This is a genomic window from Sorangium sp. So ce590 (assembly GCF_051521365.1).
GTDB lineage: Bacteria > Myxococcota_A > Polyangia > Polyangiales > Polyangiaceae > Sorangium.
This window is the reverse complement of the sequence record NZ_CP150346.1, coordinates 268,420-288,919: the sequence shown is the minus strand read 5'-3', so window position 1 is coordinate 288,919 and position 20,500 is coordinate 268,420. Positions and strand designations below refer to the sequence as shown.

18 protein-coding genes and 1 pseudogene are annotated in these 20,500 nt (G+C 71.3%); 7 read left to right on the top strand and 12 right to left on the bottom strand.

Going from position 1 to position 20,500, the window contains the following annotated elements; translation table 11 throughout:
• Nucleotides 1–108: 108 nt before the first annotated feature.
• Together WMF28_RS01085 and WMF28_RS01080 are read right to left on the bottom strand one after the other, a co-directional pair.
• Complete coding sequence (locus WMF28_RS01085) at nt 109–1,380, bottom strand: cytochrome P450 family protein (RefSeq protein ID WP_437600135.1); 1,272 nt, start codon at nt 1,378–1,380, stop codon at nt 109–111.
• On the bottom strand, nt 1,377–1,994 hold the full coding sequence (locus WMF28_RS01080) for a TetR/AcrR family transcriptional regulator (RefSeq protein WP_437600134.1): 618 nt from the start codon (nt 1,992–1,994) through the stop codon (nt 1,377–1,379). The genes WMF28_RS01085 and WMF28_RS01080 overlap by 4 nt, the downstream gene beginning before the upstream one ends.
• A 270-nt stretch (nt 1,995–2,264) precedes the next feature.
• On the opposite strand from WMF28_RS01080, the gene WMF28_RS01075 reads away from it, so the two are divergent.
• Nucleotides 2,265–3,020, top strand: coding sequence for a glutathione S-transferase (locus WMF28_RS01075; protein WP_437600133.1), 756 nt, complete (start codon nt 2,265–2,267; stop codon nt 3,018–3,020).
• A gap of 57 nt (nt 3,021–3,077) precedes the next feature.
• Here WMF28_RS01075 and WMF28_RS01070 read toward each other — a convergent pair whose 3' ends face one another.
• The gene (locus tag WMF28_RS01070) at nt 3,078–3,758 is read right to left on the bottom strand and encodes a DJ-1/PfpI family protein (protein WP_437600132.1); all 681 of its coding nucleotides are present in this window, start codon (nt 3,756–3,758) and stop codon (nt 3,078–3,080) included.
• 472 nt (nt 3,759–4,230) lie between these two features.
• On the opposite strand from WMF28_RS01070, the gene WMF28_RS01065 reads away from it, so the two are divergent.
• On the top strand, nt 4,231–4,656 hold the full coding sequence (locus tag WMF28_RS01065; protein WP_437577746.1) for an organic hydroperoxide resistance protein: 426 nt from the start codon (nt 4,231–4,233) through the stop codon (nt 4,654–4,656).
• 181 nt (nt 4,657–4,837) lie between these two features.
• On the opposite strand, the pseudogene WMF28_RS01060 reads toward WMF28_RS01065, so the two are convergent.
• The 3 genes and pseudogenes from WMF28_RS01060 to WMF28_RS01050 form a co-directional block, all read right to left on the bottom strand.
• Nucleotides 4,838–5,005 (bottom strand): annotated as a pseudogene (locus tag WMF28_RS01060) (hypothetical protein); the annotation flags it as partial.
• Between the two features lie 110 nt (nt 5,006–5,115).
• The gene (locus tag WMF28_RS01055; RefSeq protein WP_437600130.1) at nt 5,116–5,436 is read right to left on the bottom strand and encodes a hypothetical protein; all 321 of its coding nucleotides are present in this window, start codon (nt 5,434–5,436) and stop codon (nt 5,116–5,118) included.
• 55 nt (nt 5,437–5,491) lie between these two features.
• Entirely contained in the window at nt 5,492–7,036 is a 1,545-nt protein-coding gene (locus WMF28_RS01050) for a hypothetical protein (RefSeq protein ID WP_437600129.1), read from the bottom strand.
• Between the two features lie 651 nt (nt 7,037–7,687).
• On the opposite strand from WMF28_RS01050, the gene WMF28_RS01045 reads away from it, so the two are divergent.
• Nucleotides 7,688–8,599, top strand: a complete 912-nt coding sequence (locus WMF28_RS01045; RefSeq protein WP_437600128.1) for a LysR family transcriptional regulator — start codon at nt 7,688–7,690, stop codon at nt 8,597–8,599.
• 112 nt (nt 8,600–8,711) lie between these two features.
• Here WMF28_RS01045 and WMF28_RS01040 read toward each other — a convergent pair whose 3' ends face one another.
• The 3 genes from WMF28_RS01040 to WMF28_RS01030 are packed head-to-tail and all read right to left on the bottom strand — an operon-like array spanning nt 8,712 to nt 11,309.
• Nucleotides 8,712–9,602, bottom strand: coding sequence for an aminotransferase class IV (locus tag WMF28_RS01040; protein WP_437600127.1), 891 nt, complete (start codon nt 9,600–9,602; stop codon nt 8,712–8,714).
• A 5-nt stretch (nt 9,603–9,607) separates the two neighbouring features.
• Nucleotides 9,608–10,309, bottom strand: coding sequence for an IclR family transcriptional regulator (locus WMF28_RS01035; RefSeq protein WP_437600126.1), 702 nt, complete (start codon nt 10,307–10,309; stop codon nt 9,608–9,610).
• Nucleotides 10,310–10,337: 28 nt separating this feature from the next.
• Complete coding sequence (locus tag WMF28_RS01030; protein WP_437600125.1) at nt 10,338–11,309, bottom strand: LysR family transcriptional regulator; 972 nt, start codon at nt 11,307–11,309, stop codon at nt 10,338–10,340.
• A 117-nt stretch (nt 11,310–11,426) separates the two neighbouring features.
• On the opposite strand from WMF28_RS01030, the gene WMF28_RS01025 reads away from it, so the two are divergent.
• From WMF28_RS01025 to WMF28_RS01010, 4 genes are all read left to right on the top strand, one after another.
• On the top strand, nt 11,427–12,107 hold the full coding sequence (locus WMF28_RS01025) for a (2Fe-2S)-binding protein (protein ID WP_437600124.1): 681 nt from the start codon (nt 11,427–11,429) through the stop codon (nt 12,105–12,107).
• A gap of 3 nt (nt 12,108–12,110) precedes the next feature.
• Nucleotides 12,111–13,115 carry an FAD binding domain-containing protein gene (locus WMF28_RS01020; RefSeq protein ID WP_437600123.1) on the top strand — a complete coding sequence of 335 codons (1,005 nt, stop codon included), beginning with the start codon at nt 12,111–12,113 and terminating at the stop codon, nt 13,113–13,115.
• A complete protein-coding gene (locus WMF28_RS01015; RefSeq protein WP_437600122.1) occupies nt 13,112–15,304 on the top strand; it encodes a xanthine dehydrogenase family protein molybdopterin-binding subunit in 2,193 nt (730 codons plus the stop codon). The genes WMF28_RS01020 and WMF28_RS01015 overlap by 4 nt, the downstream gene beginning before the upstream one ends.
• An 86-nt stretch (nt 15,305–15,390) precedes the next feature.
• Nucleotides 15,391–16,575, top strand: a complete 1,185-nt coding sequence (locus tag WMF28_RS01010; RefSeq protein WP_437600121.1) for an XdhC family protein — start codon at nt 15,391–15,393, stop codon at nt 16,573–16,575.
• Nucleotides 16,576–16,738: 163 nt separating this feature from the next.
• Here the strand turns inward: WMF28_RS01010 and WMF28_RS01005 are convergent, their stop codons facing one another.
• The 3 genes from WMF28_RS01005 to WMF28_RS00995 form a co-directional block, all read right to left on the bottom strand.
• Nucleotides 16,739–18,028 (bottom strand): hypothetical protein, encoded by a 1,290-nt coding sequence (locus WMF28_RS01005; protein ID WP_437600120.1) that lies wholly within the window; start codon nt 18,026–18,028, stop codon nt 16,739–16,741.
• Nucleotides 18,029–18,057: 29 nt separating this feature from the next.
• Nucleotides 18,058–18,696: a peroxiredoxin gene (locus WMF28_RS01000; protein WP_437600119.1), complete on the bottom strand. Its 639-nt coding sequence runs from the start codon at nt 18,694–18,696 to the stop codon at nt 18,058–18,060.
• A 243-nt stretch (nt 18,697–18,939) separates the two neighbouring features.
• Complete coding sequence (locus tag WMF28_RS00995) at nt 18,940–20,274, bottom strand: S41 family peptidase (RefSeq protein ID WP_437600118.1); 1,335 nt, start codon at nt 20,272–20,274, stop codon at nt 18,940–18,942.
• Nucleotides 20,275–20,500: the final 226 nt, after the last annotated feature.

Below are 20,500 nucleotides of genomic sequence, written 5' to 3'. Positions count from 1 at the left end.
ATGAGGCACGGTGAGTGCATGGAGCATGCCGATTGCCGGGCTCCAGGCTGCGTGAACGACGGGACGGCCGAGGCCCGTCCGCGGACAGAAGCGGGCGAAGGGCGTGCTCTACAGCTGGGTACCCGCCTCCGGCGGCCGGGCCGCCCGGGGGACGGAGTAGACCGGCGCCGCCGCGCACCGCACCGGCAGCCGGGTGAGCCCGCGCAGGGGGAGCGACGGCTTCCATGTCAGGGACGAACGCGGCACGGCGAGCCGCAGTTCGGGGAGATCCCGGACGATCGCGGGGAACGCGATCTGCGCCTCGAGCCGCGCCAGCGGCGCGCCAAGGCAGTAGTGCACGCCGTTGCCGAAGGCGAGGTGGCGGTTGGGGTCCCGGTCGAGCGTCAGCCGGCCGGGGCTCGCGAAGACCTGCTCGTCGTGGTTCGCCGAGCCGAGCACCGCGATGAGCCGCTGTCCCCGCGGGACCACGTGCTCGCCGAACGCGACGTCCTCCGTCGTGTACCGCTCGGTCGCGAGGTCGACCGGGCTCGTGAAGCGCAGGAGCTCCTCGACCGCCGGCTTGATCAGCCCAGGCTCGCGCCGCATGCGCTCGAGCGCCTCCGGATCGTCGAGCAGGGCGAGGGTCCCGCTGGCGATCAGGTTCACCGTCGTCTCGTGCCCCGCCACGACCAGGAGCATGATCATCGCGAGCAGCTCGTCCTCGCTCAGCCGACTGCCCGCCTCCTCGGCGCGCACGAGCGCCGCGATGAGATCCTCCCCGCCCGTGCGGCGGCGCCGCTCCACCAGCGCGCGCAGGTAGCGCACGAACATGTAGAGAGACGGCATCGCGCGGACCATGTCCACCTTCGTGACGATCCCGGTCAGGCGGTTCGTCCAGGCCCGGAAGCGCGGCCAGTCCGCCTCGGGAACGCCGAGCAGCTCGCAGATCACCGCCAGCGGCAGCGGCAGCGCGAGCTCCTCCAGGAGATCGAGCGTCCCGCGCGCCCGGGCCCGCGCCACGAGGCGCTCGGTGATCGCCGCGACGCGCCCGCGCAGCTCCTCGACCCGACGCGGCGTGAAGACCTGGTGCACCAGGGCGCGCAAGCGGGTGTGATCCGGAGGGTCCTGATCGAGCATGTTCTTCGACATCGGCCGGAGAAACCCGGGCATCCACGGCACCTGCCCGGCCCGCTCCTCCGCGCTGAGCGCGCGGAGCGGATCCTTGCCGAGGCGCGGGTCCTTAAGCGCGACAGCCACGTCGGAGTAGCGCGTCACGAGCCACGCGGGCTTTCCGTCTTCGAGCGCGGTGCGCACGACCGGCGCCTCGGAGCGCAGCCGCGCATAGAGCGGATGGGGGTTCGCCTTGTGCTGAGCACCGGAGATATCGGGAATGGACATCATGCTGGACCGCCTTTCTTTGAAGCTCGTGGCCGCCTGGGCCGGCGCCCCGCGCCCGCCTCCGGCTGCGCCAGCGCGAGGAGCGCGTCGCGCAGCGCCCGCAGCTGGCCCTCGGTGAGCGCGGCCGTGCCGAGCGCCTGGGAGAACCAGAAACCGTCGAGAGCAAACTGGATCGCGATGGCCCGCCCCTCCGGGATGTCCTCGGCCGCGTCGCGCGCGAAGGCCTCGGCGTTCAGCTCGCCGGCGTGGCGCGCCACCGCAGGCAGGGCGCTCGCCGCCTCGATCATCGCCAGGAGCAAGGCGCGAGGCGCGGCGGTCTCGCGCTCGTCCGCGTCGAAGGCGAGCGCGATCTGTGCCCTCAGCCGGGCGCCCCGGGGCTCCGGGTCCCGAGCCGCGCGCTTCGCGGAGTCATCGCTCACCCGCGCGCTCAGCCGATCGAGCACCGCTGTCAGGAGCGCGTCTTTCGTCGCGAAGTGGTGAAAGAATCCGCCTTTGCTGATCCGCGCCTCGGTGATCACCGCCTCGATGGTCAGCTGGTTCACCCCGCGCGAGGCGAGGAGTCGCTCGGCCGCGTCGAGGATGCGCTCTCGCGCGCTGGAGTAAGTCCGCGCCGGCATCGGGAATGTATACCGACCGGTCGGTCGGTATGCAAGGCGATCGCTCCCTGCGCATCGGACTGGGCTGGTAGGCGCAGGTTCTCCTGAGGTGTTGAGGCGCGGCACGCTGGGCGAATGTTGGGCGAATGTTGGAGAGAGCGCCGGCCGACCGGAAGGCCGGCGCGTGAGATCGCTCGTGGTGAGGCCGAGGCCCGCCGGCGAGGAGCCGCGTCCTCTGCCCGCCGGCGATCGGCAGGAGGCGCGCGCGGCGTGTGGTAGGCTGCCGGCCCCATGACCGAGCTACTTGGCCTCGTGTTCTCTGCGTGGACCGAGAAGGCGCGCTGGGCGCTCGACGTCCGGCGCGTCCCGTACACCTTCCGTCACTACCAGCCGCTCATCGGCGAGCCGGCGCTCCGGGCGAAGCTCCGCCGGCTCACGGGCCCTGTCTCCGTGCCGGTGCTCACCACCGACGACGGGCGCGTGCTCGCGGACTCGGCCGACATCGCGCGCTGGGCCGACGGGCGCGGCGCCGGTCCGACCCTGTTCCCTGTCGAGCACGAGGCCACCATCGCGCGGCTCATCGATCTGTCGGAGCGCGCCCTCGCCGCCGGGCGCGCCCGCGCGCTGTCGCGCATGCTGGCCGACGACGAGGCGCTCGCCGAGATGGCGCCGGGGCCGATCCGCCGCGCGCTCGGCCCCCTCGCCTCGCGGCTCGGAGGGCTCGGGGTCCGGCGCACCCTCCGCAAGTACGGCGGCCACGAGGCCGGCGGCGAGGCGCACCTGCAAACGCAGGTCGAGGCGCTGGGCGAGCTCCGCGCGATGCTCGCGCGGGGCGCGCCGTCCGGAGACGCGCCGAGGACGCTGCTGGGCGGCATCACGTTCGCCGACATCACGATGAGCCAGCTGCTCGTGAACGTGGCGCCGCCCGCCGCGCTGAGGCTCGGCGCCGCCAGCCGGCGGTGCTTCTCCGACCCCGAGCTGCGCGATCGCTACGATGATCTGATCGCGTGGCGCGACCAGCTCTACAGCGCGTTCCGGACGGGCTGACCGTCCCTGTCCGGCGAGCGCGGGTTCAGCGGCCCTCGGAGACGGCGCGTCGTGCCTTTACCAGCGTGCCGTGGCGTGCTCCGCTGCCTGTCTGGCCTGGGCGACCGCCGGCGCAGAGAGGTCGGCCACCCGCTCGACCACGGCCGCGGGCGCGGACTCGGGCGTGCCCGCCTGGAACGGCGGGTCGGGAGCGTACTCCATGATGAGCTGCGCCGCCTGCGCGGCCTCCTCGCCCCGCATCTTGGCGGCGATCCGGAGGCCGAAATCGATGCCTGACGTCACGCCGCCTCCCGTGATGCGGTTGCGGTCCTCGACGTAGCGCGCGTCGACGCGCTCGGCCAAGAGGAGGGGCAAGACCTCGCGGAATGCCCAGTGCGTGGTCGCACGGTAACCGCGGAGCAGCCCCGCAGCGCCGAGCACGAGCGACCCCGTGCAGACGCTCGTCACGTAGCTCGCCTGCTCCGCCCGCGCCGCGAGAAAATCGAGGACCTCGCCGTCCTCCATCACGGCGATCGTGCCGTCGACGCCGCCCGGGACGAAGAGGATCTCGAGCTCCTCGGGACACGTCCCGAAGGTCGCCGTGGGAAGGAGGGTGATGCCCGAATCCGTCGTCACGGGGTCGAGCGTCTTCCACACGAGGTGTATCTGCGTATCGTCAATCATGCTGAACGCGGTCTGAGGACCGATGAGGTCAAGCGCGGTGAAGCCCGGATAAACCAGCATGGCGATGTGCTGCATGGGGGAGCTCTCTCCTTCAGGGATTGCGGGCGACGGCCCGGGAGCGCCGTCGTCCTGCGCGCACCCGCCGAGCATTTGCAATGTGGCGAGCGCGGCGCTCGCGGCAGCGAGATCCAAGATCTGTCGGCGTCTCATGATGCCTGTGTACGCGCTGCCATGCGGCGCGACCATGCGACACGCTGTCCTGCGGCGCGATGTCGCATGTCCGCGCCCCCTCGGGGGGTTCAAGCGGCTGTAGACCGAGCTCAGGGAGGCGCTCCAGCGCCGGGCGGTCCACGCCGAGGAGCTCGAGGAGAAGAACCGGCTGCTCGCGGCGGAGAATGCCGAGCGCGAGCGCGGTGTCCCTTCCGACGTTGCGCACGGTGGGCTTGAGCACTATGGGGAGCGTATCCGAACGGCTGCCCGGCCGGCCCTGCCCAGCGGGGACGAACCCTCCGTACCCGGGCCTGTCGTCACGAAAAGGAGCGCTTCGATGCCTGTCGACGTGAAGTACACGACCCAAGCCACTGCTCAGGGCGGCCGCGATGGCCACGCCAAGACCGCGGACGGTGCCCTCGACGTGAAGCTCTCGACGCCGAAGGAGCTTGGCGGCGCGGGTGGTGAGGGGAACAACCCGGAGCAGCTGTTCGCGGCGGGTTACGCGGCCTGCTTCCTGGGTGCCTTGAAGTTCGTGGCCGCGCAGGAGAAGGCGCGGATACCCGCCGACGCCACCGTGACCGCGACCGTCGGCATCGGCCCCCGCTCCGAGGGCGGATTTGGCCTCGACATCGGCCTGCGGATCGCGCTGCCCGGTCTGGAGCGGTCGCAGGCCGAGCAGCTGGTCGAGAAGGCGCACCAGGTTTGCCCTTACTCGAACGCCACCCGCAACAACGTCCCCGTCCGTCTAGAGGTCGCCTGATCGCGATCCCCCTCTCCCCCGAGCGATAGACATCGCCCCCTCCCAACCAATTCCCTCTCAGGGGGCCGGCGCCTCGTTTGCCAGCTCCCGGTGAAGCGCCCTCGGTCAGCGCGTCCACCGAGCTCGTCGCCTCGTCGAGCAGCACGATGCGCGGATGGGCGACCATCGCCCGCAGAAAGCACACGATCTGCCGCTGCCCCAGCGACAGCCCCGTCCCCCGCTCGCCCACCTCGGTGTGGAGGCCGTCCGGCAGCGCGTCGAGCACGTCGAGCGCGTCCAGGCTCCGCGCCGCCTCGCGGATCTCGGCGTCGGTCGCCGCCGGGTTGCCCAGACGCACGTTGTCGAGCACCGTGCCGCTGAACAGGAAATTGCTCTGTAGCACCAGCCCGAGCTGCGCCCGCGCCGGCGCGGCGCGACGGGCTGCGCCGGCGGATCAGGTCGAGGTCGTGCCGCCGCAGGTCAATGCCGTCGAGCAGGATGCGCCCGGAGGTCGGGTCGTGAAGCTCTGCTGCGCGGTGTTGACGAGGGTCGCCATGCTCGCGATCTGACCTGGATCCCCTGCAGCCCCTCGGTGAAGCTCAGGACCATGCGGTCCACGAGCCCCCGGTTCTGCAGGTAGGCGGGCCGCGCCCACCGGGCGAAGAGCGTGCTCGCGATCCAGAGCAGCGGCGTCGGCGCGAGGCACACAAGCGTCAGGAGGGCGTGCGCGTGGAGCATGTACGCGACGTACACGCCGAGCGACAGGACCATGATGACGCTCTGGAGCAGCACGCCGTCCACGAACGAGCCGTCCGGACCGCTGGGCCAGCGCCCTGACAGGGCTCATGGCGCTTCGCTAGTACATCAGGTTGCCCTTGCCGAGCTGGAAGTGGATGTTCGCTCCGAACTGATCGCGCGCGTTCTGGACGCGCGAGATCGCGTTCGAGATCCGACCCTGGCGCTGCGACCAGGTCGTCGCCGAGAGTCCCGCGGCGATCTCGGTCTTCGCCAGCTGGAGGCGATCCGTGGAGACGGGGTGCAGCGGCGTACCACCGACGGCGAGGACCTGCAGCGCGTCGTCGATCTCGGCCTCGGCCAGCTCCATCAGGCGCCGCTGGACGTCGGCCCGCGTGTCGTGGAACTGCTGGACGAGCACCTGGGCGGCGTTCAGGCGCTGCCTTGCGAGGTCGAGGTTGAACGCGGCGTTCAGGACACGAAGGAAGCGCCCTATCTTGATGATGTCGGAGTCGGGGAACTGGACGGGGCTCCCGAACCGCGCCTCGAGCTCCAGGCCGGCCGGCGAATCCTTGAAGAACTGCGACACATAGAACGCCACCGCGCCCTCGATGTCGTTCCCGAAGGCGTTCGTGTGGAAGAACGGCGGCGTGTCCACAGCCTCGATGAGGGGCGGGGTGCTGAACGTGCCGTCGCCGAACCCGTTGAGAAAGCCGATGTCCAGGACATCGATGTTGGGCGAGGACAGCCCGGCGCCGCCGAAGCCGCCGTCGAACACGCCGATGGTGGCCGTCGCCGGGGCCTTCCGGGTGCCCGTGTCCAGGTTGCGGTTACGCCCCGTGTCCAGGTGGTTGGCGCCCGCGTTCGCGTGGCACACGTTGCAGCGGCCCCGCGCCGGGTCGAGGAACGCCTGCCGCCCCTCGTTCGCCTCGGGATCGGCGAGGTTCACCTGCGTGATGTCGAGCTCGTTCGTCCGGCCCAGGCTCATCTGGAAGGCGAGCGTCAGATCGAGCTCCTGCTCCGTCGGGAGCCGGAAGGCCACCCCCGGCTCGCGGCCGAGATCCGTAGGGTAGTGCTGCGTGATCGCCCCGGTGAGGAACTCGCGCATCGAGCCGGTGCCCGGGGCGCCGTCGCCCGACCAGCCCGTGCGATGGACCGGCGGGTTCGCCGTCCCGTCCACCGGATCCGGCGTGATGCTCGTCGCCAGCGAGAGCGTGTGCGGGACCGCGCGCATCGAGAACTTGTTGTCGAGATCGTCGAAGCCGTCGATGTTCTCGCGGATCAAGCCGAGCGTCTTCAGCTCGGGCGTCTCGAGCTCGGTCAGCTCCGGGTCCTGCTCGAAGACGAACAGCGGGTCGAGAGGGTTATCCTCGATCAGAGCATCGATGAAGGGGATGTCAATCGTGAAGTTGTTTCCGACAGGATGGCACGTCCCGCAAGAGCGGCCATTGCCCTCGAAGGTCTCGTGAAAGAAGATGTCGGCGCCCGCGCAGATCTCCCTCGTGACGAGCCCGGCGATCACGCGAGGATCCTGGTCGCAAGCCGCGAGCCGCTGCTGGGCCGTGAGCGCGCTCGACGCGGCGCCGAGGGCCTCTGCCTCGCCCTCCGGCGCGGAGGGGGCGCACGAGGCGAGGAGAGAAACAGAGACGATGGGAGCGAGGAACAAGGAACTCAATCTCGGACTTGGCATGACGCTCTCTCTTCCTGTTACGGTTGTTCGACACCGATTCCGAACCAAGGCGTTCATGGATGCGGCGCGCCGTTCAGCGGCGGCGCCGGGGAAACACAGTGGAAACCGACCTGGCGCCACGCCGGGGGCGAGATGGCCGATCCCGGCCATCCGCGCGGCCTCGGAGGCACGCCGGAGGCCCGAGGCCCGGCCCTTGCGCGCTCCGTGCGACGAGCGCGCTCGGGCCGCTCCGCCTCGATACGACCCCCCTCCGGGGATCGCGCTGCAGGCGTTCTCAGGCGGCGACTACATAGCTTACCGGACCAGACACAGCAACGTTCACGGACGGTCGCAGCACGATTCTGACTTCTTAACGAATCTTTACAAGCAGGATCACGAGACGACATTCCCCGGCTGCTCGGCCTGCGACATCGCCGCGTGTCGAAGTCACGGCGGGCGGAGCGGGCGCGAGGAGGAGCCGTGAGCCGGGCTCCGCGGGCGTGCTCGGGGGATCGAAGCGGGACATGGGCACGAAGGCCGGCGGCATCCCCCCACCTCTCTTGGCGGGGTCAGTGACCGTGCCGCCTCAACAGCGAACTTGTAGGTCGGCCCATGGCGCGCCTCCAGCTCATTCGTAGCATGGGCCCCATGCATCCCGTGCATCTTGCCTCGATCGACCTGAACCTGCTCGTCGTCTTCGACGCCCTCCTGGCGGAGGGGAGCGTCACGCGCGCCGCGGCGCGCGTCGGGCTGAGCCAGTCGGCCATGAGCCACGCCCTCGGGCGCCTCCGCGCGTTGATCGACGATCCCGTCCTGGTGCGCACGCCGAGGGGGATGATCCCGACGCCGCGCGCGCAGGAGCTCATCGGCCCCATCCGCGCGGCCCTCGCCCAGATCGAGGCGACGGTCGCGCACAGCCCCCGCTTCGACCCCGCCACGGCGCGCCGCTCGTTCGCGGTCGCCACGGTCGATTACGTGGAGCTCATCCTGCTGCCCCGGCTCGTGCAAAAGCTCTTCTCCGACGCGCCCTTCGTCGACCTGATCGCGCGCCCCTACGACAGCGAGATGTGGAGCTCCATGGAGACCGGCAAGGTCGACCTGGCGATCGGCCTGCTCCCCACCGTGCCCGCCGGTTTCTACCGGCAAAGGCTCATCGAGGAGCACTACATGTGCGTGGTGCGGAAGAATCATCCCGTGGTGGGCAGCAAGCTCACCCTCAAGAGCTACACGAGCTTACCTCACGCGCTCATCAGCCCGCGCGGCGACGGCGGGGGCCGGGTGGACGAGGTCCTCGCGGAGCGGGGGCTCTCGCGCCGTGTGGCGCTGCAGCTCCCCCACTTCCTCGTGGCGGCGCACATCGTTGCCCAGACGGATCTCGTGCTGACCGTGCCGGCGCGCATCGCGCGCGTGTTCGCCGAGATGGAGGCGCTGCGCATCATGAAGCCGCCCGTGGAGCTCGGCGGCTTCTCGCTGGATCAGGTGTGGCACGAGCGGCAGGCGAAGGACCCGGCGCACATCTGGCTGAGAGGGATCTTCGCCGAGATTGCCCGTGACAGCTGACGTGCCCTCCGGCGGCCCGCCGCGGTCGGGTCTCCCGGGAGAGAGGTCGACGAGACGACGGGCGGAGCTCTGAATCGGTTGAGTTATTTTCCCCTTCCCTCGGCCTGCCCGTTCAGGTCTGGCCGCCGGGCGCGGCGATGAGCTCGACGCCCTCGGTCTCGGCGAGCTGCCGGTGGAGCGCGGTCAGGCGGGCGGTGACCGGGCCGCGCTCGCCGCGGCCGATCGCGCGCCCGTCGAGGCTGCGCATCGCGATCACGCCGGCGCCGGTGCCCGTCAGGAACGCCTCGTCGGCGGCGAAGAAGTCGAGCCGCCCGAGCGAGCGCTCCACGACGGTGAGCCCGAGGCCGCGCGCGAGCTCCATCACGGCCGCGCGGTTGATGCCCTCGAGGCAGCCGTCGGTGGCGGGCGGCGTCGCGAGCACGTCGCCGCGGAGCGCGAACACGTTGGCCACGCTGGCCTCGGCCACGTGGCCGCGCGCGTTCAGCAGGAGCGCGTCGTCGGCGCCGCGCTGCCTGGCCTCGAGCTTCGCGAGGGCGGAGCCCAGGTAGTTCAGGCTCTTGATCCGCATGTCGAGCGCGTCCGCGTCCGGCCGGCGGTGGCTCGACGTGATGAGCTCGAGGCCGCGCCGCCGCTGCTCGTCGTCGAAGAGGCGGATGGCCCCCACGATGCAGAACAGCCCCGGCCGCGCGCAGGTGGTCGGGTCGACGCCGAGCGGGCCCACGCCGCGCGTCACCACGAGGCGGACGTAGGCCTCGCGCTCGGCGTGGGCGCGCGCGGTCTCCTCGACGATCGCGCGGAGCCCATCGAGCGGGCGCGGCAGCGCGAGGCCGAGCGCCTTCGCGCCGGCCGCGAGCCGCGCGAGGTGGCGCTCGATCCGGAAGAGCCGCCCCGCGGCGACGCGCATGCCCTCGAAGAGGCCGTCGCCGTAGAGCAGCCCGTGATCGGTCACGTTCACGGTCGCGTCCTTCGCGTCGACGATTCGCCCATCGATCCATGTCTTCATGCCGTTCACCTCCTGCTTTCTCCCTGGAGAGCGCGCGCGACGCGCTCGGCGGCGTCGCGCGTGTGGCGCACCGCGGCGTCGTGACGATCGCCGCGCAGGCTCTGGGCGGCGGCGGCGCAGGCGATGCAGCCGTGCAGGCCGCCGCGCGCGAGCACCGGCGCCGCGATGACGGTGAGCCCGTCGATCCACTCGCCCTCGTTGACGTCGTAGCCGCGCCTGGCGGCGCGCTGCGCGGCGGGGCCCGCGCAGGGGGCGCCCACGAGCTCCGGCGCGTGCGCGAGGTACAGCCGGCCGCTCGCGGTGACGTCGACGGGGACCTCGGCCCCGACCGTCGGCGCCGCGCGCAGGAGCCCCGTGCCCTCGGCCTTGTCGAGCACGACGAGCCGCCCCGCCCGCGCGGCGACGAGGAAGAACGTCTCGCCGAAGGCGCGCGCCGCCCGCTCGAGCTCGGGCTTCGCGACGCGCGCGACGGGGTCGAGCCCCTGGGCGCCGAGCCCGAGGCGGATGAGGCCGACGCCGAGCCGGTAGCGCCCCTCCCCGTCCTGCTCGACGAGCGCGTGCGCGGCGAGCGACGCGAGCAGCCGGTGCAGCGTCGCCTTGGGCATGCGGAGGCGCGCCGCGAGCTCCGCCAGCGAGGCGCTGCCGCCCCCCTCGCGCAGCGCCTCGAGGGCGCGCACCGCCTTGTCGACCGTCCCAGAGCGTTCCATTATTCGGAATGAAGTTCCGATAATTGGTTTACTCCGATCCAGGGCTGCGGTCCAGGGCGCGCTTGTGTCGCGCCGCGGCGACGCGCGGCTTCGGCGACGCGGACCGCGCGACCTCGACGATCTTGCCGCGCACGAACCGGCACGCGTCGTCGTCGTCGGTGCTCGACGGCCACACGAGCTCCGTCGGCGTGCCCTCGATCGTGAACGGCAGCGGGCGCGTGGCGAGGTGCCGCCGGGTCTCGCGGATGTGCGCGGCGACGATGACGGGGACGGTGGCGACAAGGGCGTTGCCGTCCAGCAGCGCGCCGAGGTTCGCGAACGTCGAGACCGAGCAGCGGACCTTGCGCGAGCGCTGCACCACGTCCTCGACGATGCCGCGCAGATCGCCGTTGTAGCTGACGATCACGTGATCGAGCGCGAAGTAGTCCTCCGTGGTCAGCGTGCGGCGCAGGCGCGTGTGGCGCGGGTCGAACAGGCACACGAAGCCGCCGCAGTACAGCGCCTGGCGGCGCACGGTCGCGGGCAGGTCATCGGCGACGGTGACCGCGGCGTCGAGGCCGCCCGCGAGCGCCGCTGCGATCGTGCGGAACTGCACCGGCACGGCGATCACGCGCATTCGCGGGGCCTCGGGCGCGAGGGCGCGGAGCAGCGCGGGCAGCAGCCAGAACTCGGCTGTATCGGACAGGCCGAGGCGCAATGTGCGCTCGCTGGTCGCCGGGTTCCATTGCGGCTCGCTGAGCGCGGCGTCGACGATCGCCTGGAGGTGGGGCACCAGCGTCGCGCGCAGCCGCTCGCCCCGGCCGGTGAGCGCGAGGCCGCGCCCGCGCCGCACGAACAGCGGAGCCCCGACGGCGGCGGCCAGCCTGCGCAGCGCCGCGCTGACCGCCGGCTGGGTCAGGTAGAGCCGGCCCGCCGCCGCGGTGACGCTGCCCGTGTCCGCGACCACCGCGAACACGCGCAGGAGGTTGAGGTCGAGGTCTCTCCCATAACTGGGGTTCATATGACTCATATATCCTATTCGCTGGCCTGGTGGGGTGCGCGGGCGCATGGTCACGACAGGACGAGTCGCGTTCAGCCCGGGCTGGGGTATCTGGGCGCCTGTCGCGAGGAGATCACCATGCAGGACAAGACGAGTCGACCATCGCCCCTTCGTGGAGCACAATCGAAGCAGGAGACCGCTGGCGAGACGAACACCGGCGGCGGGCTCTTGGCGGCCCACCTCCTCACCCGACGTCAGTTCACCACGGGCTCGATCGCAGTGGCCAGCGGGCTGTCGACGCTCGGGAGCGCTTGCGCGGGAAGCAACGCTCCGGCGACGAGCGCGGACACGTCCGTCCGGCTCCTCGTCAACGGCACGAGGGCCGAGCTCGACATCGACCTGCGCTCGTCTCTGCTGGACGTGCTCCGCGAGCAGCTGCGGTTGACCGGCGCCAAGAAGGGCTGCGACCACGGTCAGTGCGGAGCGTGCACCGTGCACCTCGACGGCCGTCGTGTCGCGTCCTGCCTCACCCCCGCCGTGCAGGCCGACGGCCGGGAGATCACGACGATCGAGGGGCTATCGCCGGAGGGCGGGCCGCTGCACCCCATGCAGCAGGCCTTCATCGATCAGGACGCGCTCCAGTGCGGATATTGCACACCCGGCCAGATCATGGCGGCGGTGGCCTGTGTCCGCGAGGGCAACGCCGGGTCCGCGGAGCAGATCCGGGAGTACATGAGCGGCAACCTGTGTCGATGCGGCGCTTATGCCGGCATCCTCGCTGCGATCCAGCAGGCCGCGCCCGAGATCGGAGGTGCCTGAGCCATGCGAAGCTTCACGTACCTACGGCCGTCGACGCCGGCGCAGGCGATCGAGGCCATGGCCGACGGCGGCCCCGGAGCCCGGTTCCTGGCGGGAGGGACCACGCTCTACGATCTCATGAAGCTGGGCGTCGAGGGGCCTCTCAGGGTGATCGATATCACCCGCCTCGACGCGCTCGCGGGCTTCGACACCTCCGGCCCGCGCGAGCTCGTCTTCGGGGCGCTGGCCCGGATGAGCGATGTGGCCGCCGATCGCCGGCTGAAGGAGGACTACCCCGCGCTGTCGGAGGCGATGTGGAAGGCCGCCTCGCAGCAGCTGCGCAACATGGCGAGGGTGGGCGGAAACCTGCTGCAGCGGACCCGCTGCGCCTATTTCCGCGGTGGAGAGCCGTTTGCTTGTAACAAGCGGGACCCCGGCAGCGGATGCGCGGCGCGAGATGGCATGGATCGCGGCAATGCGCTCCTGGGCGCGAGCGACGCCTGCGCCGCGGTGTATCCAGGGGACTGGGCCGTCGCGCTCGTGGCGTTCGACGCGGTGGTGGACACGCTGAGCCCGCGCGGCGAGCGCTCCATTCCCCTGGCGGAGCTGCATCGGGAGCCGGGCTCCACGCCGGAGGTCGAGACGACGCTGGCCCCTGACGAGCTGATCGTACGCATTCGCGTGCCGAGGTCCGAGGCGGGCCGCGCGTCGACCTATCACAAGATACGTGACCGCGAATCCTACGCGTTCGCGCTCACGTCGGCGGCCGTCGCCGTCCGGCTCAGCGCCGGCGTGGTCGCTGAAGCGCGGGTCGCCCTGGGCGGCGTCGCGACCCGGCCCTGGCGGTCGCCGGAGGCCGAGAAAGTATTGCTCGGTCAGCCGCTCACCGAGGACGTCGCGCAGAGCGCTGGCCAGGCCGCGTTCGCGGCCGCGAGCCCGGGCGTCCACAACGCCTTCAAGGTCGAGCTGGGGGCGCGGACGATCACGGACGCCTTGATGATCGCACGACAGAGGGCAGAACAGCCATGAGCCATCCGGAGATCCCCAGGGTCGACGCGCGCGAGAAGGTGCGCGGCGCGACCCAGTATACCGCCGATCATGCCCTCCCCGGGCTCGCCCACGCGACGCTGGCGGTGGCGACGATCGGCCGCGGTCGCATCCTGAGCCTCGATACGGACGCGGCCCGCCGCGTCCCCGGCGTGCGGCTGGTCCTGACGCACCTCGACACGGCGGGCCTGCAGTCGGCCGGGTTCCTGCTCGGCGGCGGCTACGGTTTTCAGAGCCTGCAGCCCCTGCTCGGCGCGGCGATCGCCTATCGCGGCCAGCCGATCGCGCTGGTGGTGGCCGATACGCTCGAGGCGGCCAGAGAGGCCGCGGCGCTCGTCCGCGCCACCTATGCGCAGGACGCCATCAGCGTGACGCTCGACGCGCCGGGCGCGGAGATCCTCGCGCAAGCGGACTCCCCGTTGCCGAAGCCCGCCTTCGCGGATCGGGTCGTCGGCGACGCGGACGGCGCCCTGTCGACGGCCGCGACGCGCGTGGACGCGACGTTTCAAGGCCCTCCCCAGCACCAGAACCCGATGGAGCTCCTGGCCACCGTGGCGGAGTGGTCGCGGGGAGAGCTCACGATCCGCGAATCGACGCAGAACGCCGAGGCGCTCAGGCACGGCCTGGCCAGGGTGTTCGGGCTGGCTCCGGACAGGATCAGGGTGCTCTCGCCCACAGCCGGCGGCGGCTTCGGTCAGAGAAACTCGTTGCAGGCACACACGGCGCTTGTCGCGCTGGCCGCTCGCGAGCTCGGCCGTCCGGTCAAGCTGGTGGTCCCCAGGGCGCAGATCTTCAACAATGCGAGCTTCCGCCCCGCCAGCCGCCATACGGTGCGGCTGGGGGCCGATGCGTCGGGGCGCATGGTGGCCGCCGTACACGAGATTGACCACCAGACCTCGCGCCATGACCTCTTCCCGCTCTCCTACGCGGATCTGACCGCGCGCCTGTACGGCATCGCGAATTTCCGCGGCCGCGAGCGCCTTGTCCGCAACGACATCCAGACGCCGGGCTTCGCGCGCGCCCCCTTCGAGCACATCGCCGCGTGCGCGTTCGAAGTCGCTGTCGACGAGCTGGCGTATGCGCTCGGGCGCGACCCGGTCGCGTTCCGCATCGCCAACGACGCATTGACAGACCCGCTGACCGGCCGGCCGTTTTCGTCCCGGCACGTCGTGGCGTGCCTGGAGCGGGGCGCCGAGCGGTTTGGCTGGGAGAGGAGAACGCAGGCGCCGGGCTCGATGCGCCTGGCCGATGGCACGCTCGTCGGGTGGGGTGTCGCGCTCGGGGCATACAAGGCGGCGACCGCGCCGGCCATCGCGATGCTGCGCGTGACCGATGCGGGCGAGATCTTCGTGAGCGTCGGCGGGCACGAGATGGGTCAGGGGATCCGCACGGCGATCGCCTCCACGGTCGCGGTGGATCTCGGTGTTCCGGCCGAGGCGGTGAACATCCTCGTCGGGAACACGGGCAGCGTGCCCCAGCACCTCACCGCGGGCTCGTGGGGGGCCGCCACGGCCCTGCCCGCGGTGCACAAGGCGGCCTTGAACATGCTGCGGGAGCTCGGGCGACTGGCAGGCAACGGACCGGCCAACCGCACCTTCCTGCAGATCCTGCGTGACGCCGGCAGGTCGCACGTCGATGTCGAGGCGCGCCACCATGCGCCCGGCCAGCCCGACGCGATCTTCGACCGTGTCGCCCAGGGGCTCCCCGCGGCCGCCGGCCCGGCCTATCCCGACTTCGTCTCCATGAGTTTTTGCGCCCAGTTCGTCGAGGTGCGGATCGAGCCCCGCACCCGGCGGATCCGCGTGCCACGCGTGGTGAGCGTCGTCGACTGTGGCCGGGTCATCAGCCCCCGCACGGCGCGCAGCCAGGTCCTCGGCGGCGTGGTCTGGGGGATCGGCGCGGCGCTGCGCGAGGTGAGCGAGGTGGACCCCCGGTACGGCGGGTTCGTGAACGCCGACCTCGCGGAGTACGTGATACCCGTCAACGCGGACATCGGGACGATCGAGGCGGAGTTCATCGACGCGCCGGACCCGCTCATCAACAGCATGGGCGTCAAGGGTCTCGGCGAGGTGGTGATGGTCGGCGTGGCGCCCGCGATCGTCAACGCCATCCATCACGCGACCGGGCGCCGCCTCCGCCATTTGCCGGTCCGTGTCGAGGACGCGCTGTAACCCCGCGGCGCTCGCTCGGCGTCGAGGGCGCGCGGCGTCACGCGCGAGGTCCGAAGGTCGATTCGAATCCAAGGGAGAGACCCCCGATGAACGAAGCACAAGCCATCATCTCGCTGTGGTCGGAGGCCGTTCGCGACGGCAAGGATGCGGTGCTGGCAACGGTGGTGCGCGTGGAGGGCTCGGCCTATCGACGCCCGGGGGCGCGCATGCTGCTCGTCGAGGACGGGCGCCGCGTCGGCTCGGTGAGCGGCGGCTGCCTGGAAGGCGAGGTGGCGCGCAAGGCGTGGTGGTTGACCGGCAATGGGAGCCCCGCCCTCGTCCGATACAGCACGCGCGAGGAGGAGGAGGGTGAACGCCCCTATGACCTGGGCTGCGAGGGGGTGATTCACGTGCTGCTCGAGCGGTTGCGCCACGAGGAGGAGCCGGTCGAGCCGATCCATTTCCTTGCCTCGTGCGTGACGCGCCGGCGCGCGGGGGTGCTCGCCACCGTGATCGGCTCGCTCGACCCCTCGCGGGCGCGCGTCGGAGACCGCGTGACCCTCGATGCGGACGGCCACCTCGGCGGCCTTTTGCCGGACGCCGCGCTGGCGCGAAGCATCGCCGCGCGCGCCGCGGACTGCCTGCGGCGAGGAGCCTCCGAACAGGTGGCGTTCGGGGGCGCGCGCGTGCGGGTCGACGTCTTCCTCGAGGTGGTGCGCCCGCCGCGCTCTCTCGTCGTGTTCGGCGGCGGCCACGACGCGGTTCCGCTCGTGCGTCTCGCCAAGGAGCTCGGGTGGCACGTGACCGTGGCGGACGCTCGGGCCCATTACGCCCGCCGGGATCGCTTCCCCGTCGCCGACGAGGTCGTGGTCACAGACCGCGCGTCCCCGCTCGCCAACCTCGTTATCCTGCCCGAAACAGCCTGCGTGGTCATGACGCACAGCGTGACGCAGGACCGGGCGCTCCTGCGAGCTCTCTCCACGGTTCCTGTCGCCTATCTTGGCCTGCTGGGACCACGGCGCCGCACCGAGCGCCTGCTGGCCGAGAGCGGCGCGCCCACGTTCGCGTGCGCAGGCGGTCTGCACAGCCCCATCGGCCTCGACCTCGGGGGCGAGACGCCGGAGGAGATCGCCCTGGCCATCCTCGCGGAGGCGCAAGCGTGCCTGTCTCGTCGCGAGGGCCGCAGCCTCCGTGACCGCGCCGGGGGATCGATCCACCTGCCCGCGGCGCCCCTCCAGGGATATTCCCGCAGAGGAGCCGCGGCGGCGCCGGCGCTGGTGCCTGAGGGGTAGACTGCATGTCCTGCCACACGGCCGCGCCGGAGTTGGCGAGCCAGGGCCAGCCGCGCTCGCCAAAGCGCCGAGCGCGTTCGCGCGGCTCCCCTGGATCAGGGTGGACCGGGGCAGAAGGCGAAGCAGCGAGGCCCGAGACCTCGGTCCACCCAGCGCATGGGGCCTATCCCTCGTCTGGCAGGTACAGCTTGACGTCGTCGAACTCGGCGGTGCCCTCGTAATAGTTGATGTGCGGGTCGCCGAAGAAGAAGTGATCCGGGTAGGCCGACCCCGCCGGCCAGGTCTCGAAGGTCTTGCCGAAGTCGACCGTCTCGTTGAAGCCCGGGCCCTCGAGCTCGTCGGGACGCTGGTTGTAGTGCCACGTCACCGGCGGCTCGCGAAAGCCCCGCCGCGCCGCGTACGTCGTGCTGCCGCCGTGGTGGAACCTGCCCGCCGCGGACATCGCGTAGCCCTCGCCGTCGCGCTCGACGGTGAACACGTAGGTCTCCCGGTCGAGGTACTTGTCCACGAAGACGGGGCCGTCCTTCCACCCGCCGGCCGTGTACGACGTGAACCCATTGCCCGTCCAGGGGCTCCCGAACGCGTCGCCGCGGAGCCAGATCATGCTCACGTAACGCGAGCCGTCCGTCTCGGCCCGGCCGGTCACGGGGTTCCAGACCTCCGACCAGGGGCCTTCGTCGCCGAAGTTGTTGTCGGTGTCCATCACGACCTTCCGGTGATGATGGATGAAGACGTTGTTGTGAGGCGCCGGCCGCGCGTGGTCGGTGATGCAGAGGAAGTAAACACCGTTACCGAAGGTGGCGGACAGCGGCTTCGTGCTCCGATCGGTGAACCGCCACGGGTCGGCCACCTCATCGCCGTCGTAGCCGTTGATCTTGCCCCGGTGCGTCCAGCTCCCCTCGCGCAGGCCGCCGAAGTCGATGTTGGAGACCGTCACCTCGACGCGGTACCGCGCCGGCAGGGGCGCGGTCGAGCGGAGGATCGCGCCGTCGACATGGCGGGTGGAGACGAGCCTCGCCTTGCCCGAGGCCGCCTCGAAGCGGCCGCCCGTCTCGGGGACGCCGTCGCGATCGCTGTCGCGGCCGTACAGCTCGACCGTGAGCCAGCCCCCCTCGCCGTACGTGAAGGACTTCCGGAACGAGCGGAACCTCCGCAGCCCTTCCCGGAACGCCTCGCCGCCGCGCGCGGAGAAGAACTCGCCATCTTCGTCGAAGGCATCGACGTGGTAGGGGCTCGCGTCACCGTACGTGTCCTCGGTCCACGCCGCCGGCTCCTGGAACGGCGCATCGAAGGTCTCGTGGTGCACGAGCCTCCACCCGCGTCCGGCGGCCGGCGCCGCCGGCTTCGGGGCGTCGCCGGTCGCCGCGAGCGTCTCGCGCGCCGGCGCGCGCGAGCACGAGCACGCCGCGAGCGGCAGGGCGAGCACGGCGAGCAGCCGCGTCACGGAGGGCATACAGGCCCGAGCGCCCCCGCCGCGCCGCCTCAGCGGTTCGGCTGCGGGGTCAGGCGCAGGTACGGGCGGACGGCGTTGTAGCCCTTGGGGAACTTCTGCTTGAGGACCTCGGGGTCCTGGATCGAGGGGACGATCACCACCTCATCGCCGTCCTTCCAGTTCGCGGGCGTCGCCACGGAGTGGCTGTCGGTGAGCTGGAGCGAGTCGATGAGGCGCAGGATCTCATCGAAATTGCGCCCGGTGCTCGCCGGGTACGTGAACGTCGCGCGGATCTTCTTGTTCGGATCGATGAGGAACACCGAGCGGACCGTGAGCGTGTCGCTCGCCTGCGGGTGGATCATCCCGTAAAGGCTCGACACCTTCCGGTCCACGTCGGCGAGGATCGGATAGTTCAGCTTCGTGCGCTGCGTCTCCTCGATATCGACAGACCAGCGCTTGTGCGAGTCGACGTCGTCGACGCTGAGGGCGATGGGCTTGACGCCGCGCTTGTCGAAGTCCGCCTTGAGGTGCGCGACCGCGCCGAGCTCGGTCGTGCAGACCGGGGTGAAATCCTTCGGGTGCGAGAACAGGATCACCCACGAGCTCCCGGCCCACTCGTGGAACCGGATCTTCCCGTGCGTGGACTCTTGCTCGAAATCAGGCGCGATGCTTCCGAGTTGCAGGCTCATGACAGTCCCTCCTGGCCGCGGCGCTACGTCCGCTATGGCGGATGAATCTCCGCCAAGCCGCTCAGCGTGTCAAGCCGGTCGCTGCGGTCTTTCGCGCTGGCGCCTCGCCGGCGGCTGGCCGGCCTGGCGGGCGGCGCCGGCCCAGGCGGCCGCCGGGCGGCGCCGGCCCGGGCGGCCGCCGGGCCCTGGTTCCGCGCGCGGGAAATCCCCGTGAGCGGGAAATCCCGTGGAGACGAGAGGGCCTCAGAGCGCGCCGACCTCGCGGCGGAGGCCGTGCCAGGGGATCTCGCGCGGCGGAGCGGCGCGTCGCTCGCCCGCCTCGCCCGCCTCGCCCGGCTCCGCCGGGGTCGAGCACGCGCCGTGCTCCAGCAGGTGCAGGGCCTCGGCGAGGCACGCCTCGCCCGTGTCGCCCAGCTCGGCGTCGAGCGTCTCGACGGCGGCGCAGTCGGGGGCGAAGCCTTCGTAGAAATCCCCCTCGTCCTTCGCGTTGAGCACCCGGAACGAGATCGGGTGCAGGCTCTTGTCGCAGTAGGACCACCCGTGCATGCCGACGGGCTTGCCGTGCGTCGTCGAGCCGACGATCTGCACGTCCATGTAGGCGCGCAGGCTGTTGATCAGCGTCTCGCTCGCCGAGGCCGTCGCGCCGGTGGTGATGACGACCAGCCGGGACAGGGGGAGCGCCGGCTGGTCGAGGTCCTCGAACAAAGCCCGCTTGTCCCAGTCGGCGTGCCGGTCGTTATGCGCCATGACGTCGAGCAGCGCGCCGCTCTCCGCGGGCCGGTGGATCAGGCTCGCGAGGTGCCTCTCGACGGCGAGGCGCCCGCCGCCGTTGTAGCGCAGATCGAGGACGAGCTCGTCGATCTGGCTGTCCCTGAACATCGCGAAGGCGCCGTCGAGCTCCTTCGTGGTGGGCTCGATGAAGGTGGTGAGCATGAGGTAACCGACCGTCGCGGATCCCGCCTGCAGGATCCGCGGGTTCAGCACCGTGGTCATGGGATACACCGCCTTCCGGACAGCGACCGTGAAGACCTCCGCGCCCGCGCGCTCGATCGTCAGCGAGACATCGACGCCCTCCTCGTCGGGGCCCGCCACCTCTGCCCAGAGATCGTCGCTCGCCACCTGCTCGACATCGATCTTGTTGATGGCCAGCACCCTGTCGCCCCGCCGCAGGCCCGCCGCCCCCGCGGGCGAGGCCGGATGGACAAGCGCGAGCCGGAGGCTGCCCTCCGGGTCGTAGCTCCACCGGAGGCCGAGCCCGAGGGTCTGCCCCTCCTCGAAATAGGCCTCGTAATCGCTCTTGGTCGTGATGTAGCTCCAGCGGTCTCGCGACGTGTCGACGAGATCCTCGAGCAGCGCCTCGGGCGAGGGGTAAGCCCGGTGGTCCACGTCCGGCACGCGGTCGTACCAGAGATAGGCGTCCTTCATCAGATCGAACAGGAACCGGTTCTGTCCCTCCGTCGAGCAGTCCTCCGCCTTGGGCTCCGCCGGGGCATCTGACGCGGTGCAGCCTCCGGTCAAGGAGGCCGCCAGCGCGAGGGTGCATGTGGAGAGGACCGCGACAAGCTTCGAAGCGACCATGCCCCGCAGCACATCACGGAAGGGAAAGGGCGGGCAACGCCGATCGGAGGCGGGGGCGCGGGCCGCACCGGATTGCGGAGGTTCGTCCCTGGTGTGGCGGAGGAATTTCAGGGCCGCCCGGCTCCCGGCGAGGGGGTCCTCCGCGCGGGGTGGGGGCCCCGCCGGACTCGCCTGAGCCCTCCCGCCTCCGGCAGCGCCGGAGGCGGGAGGGCTCAGGCTCAAACAT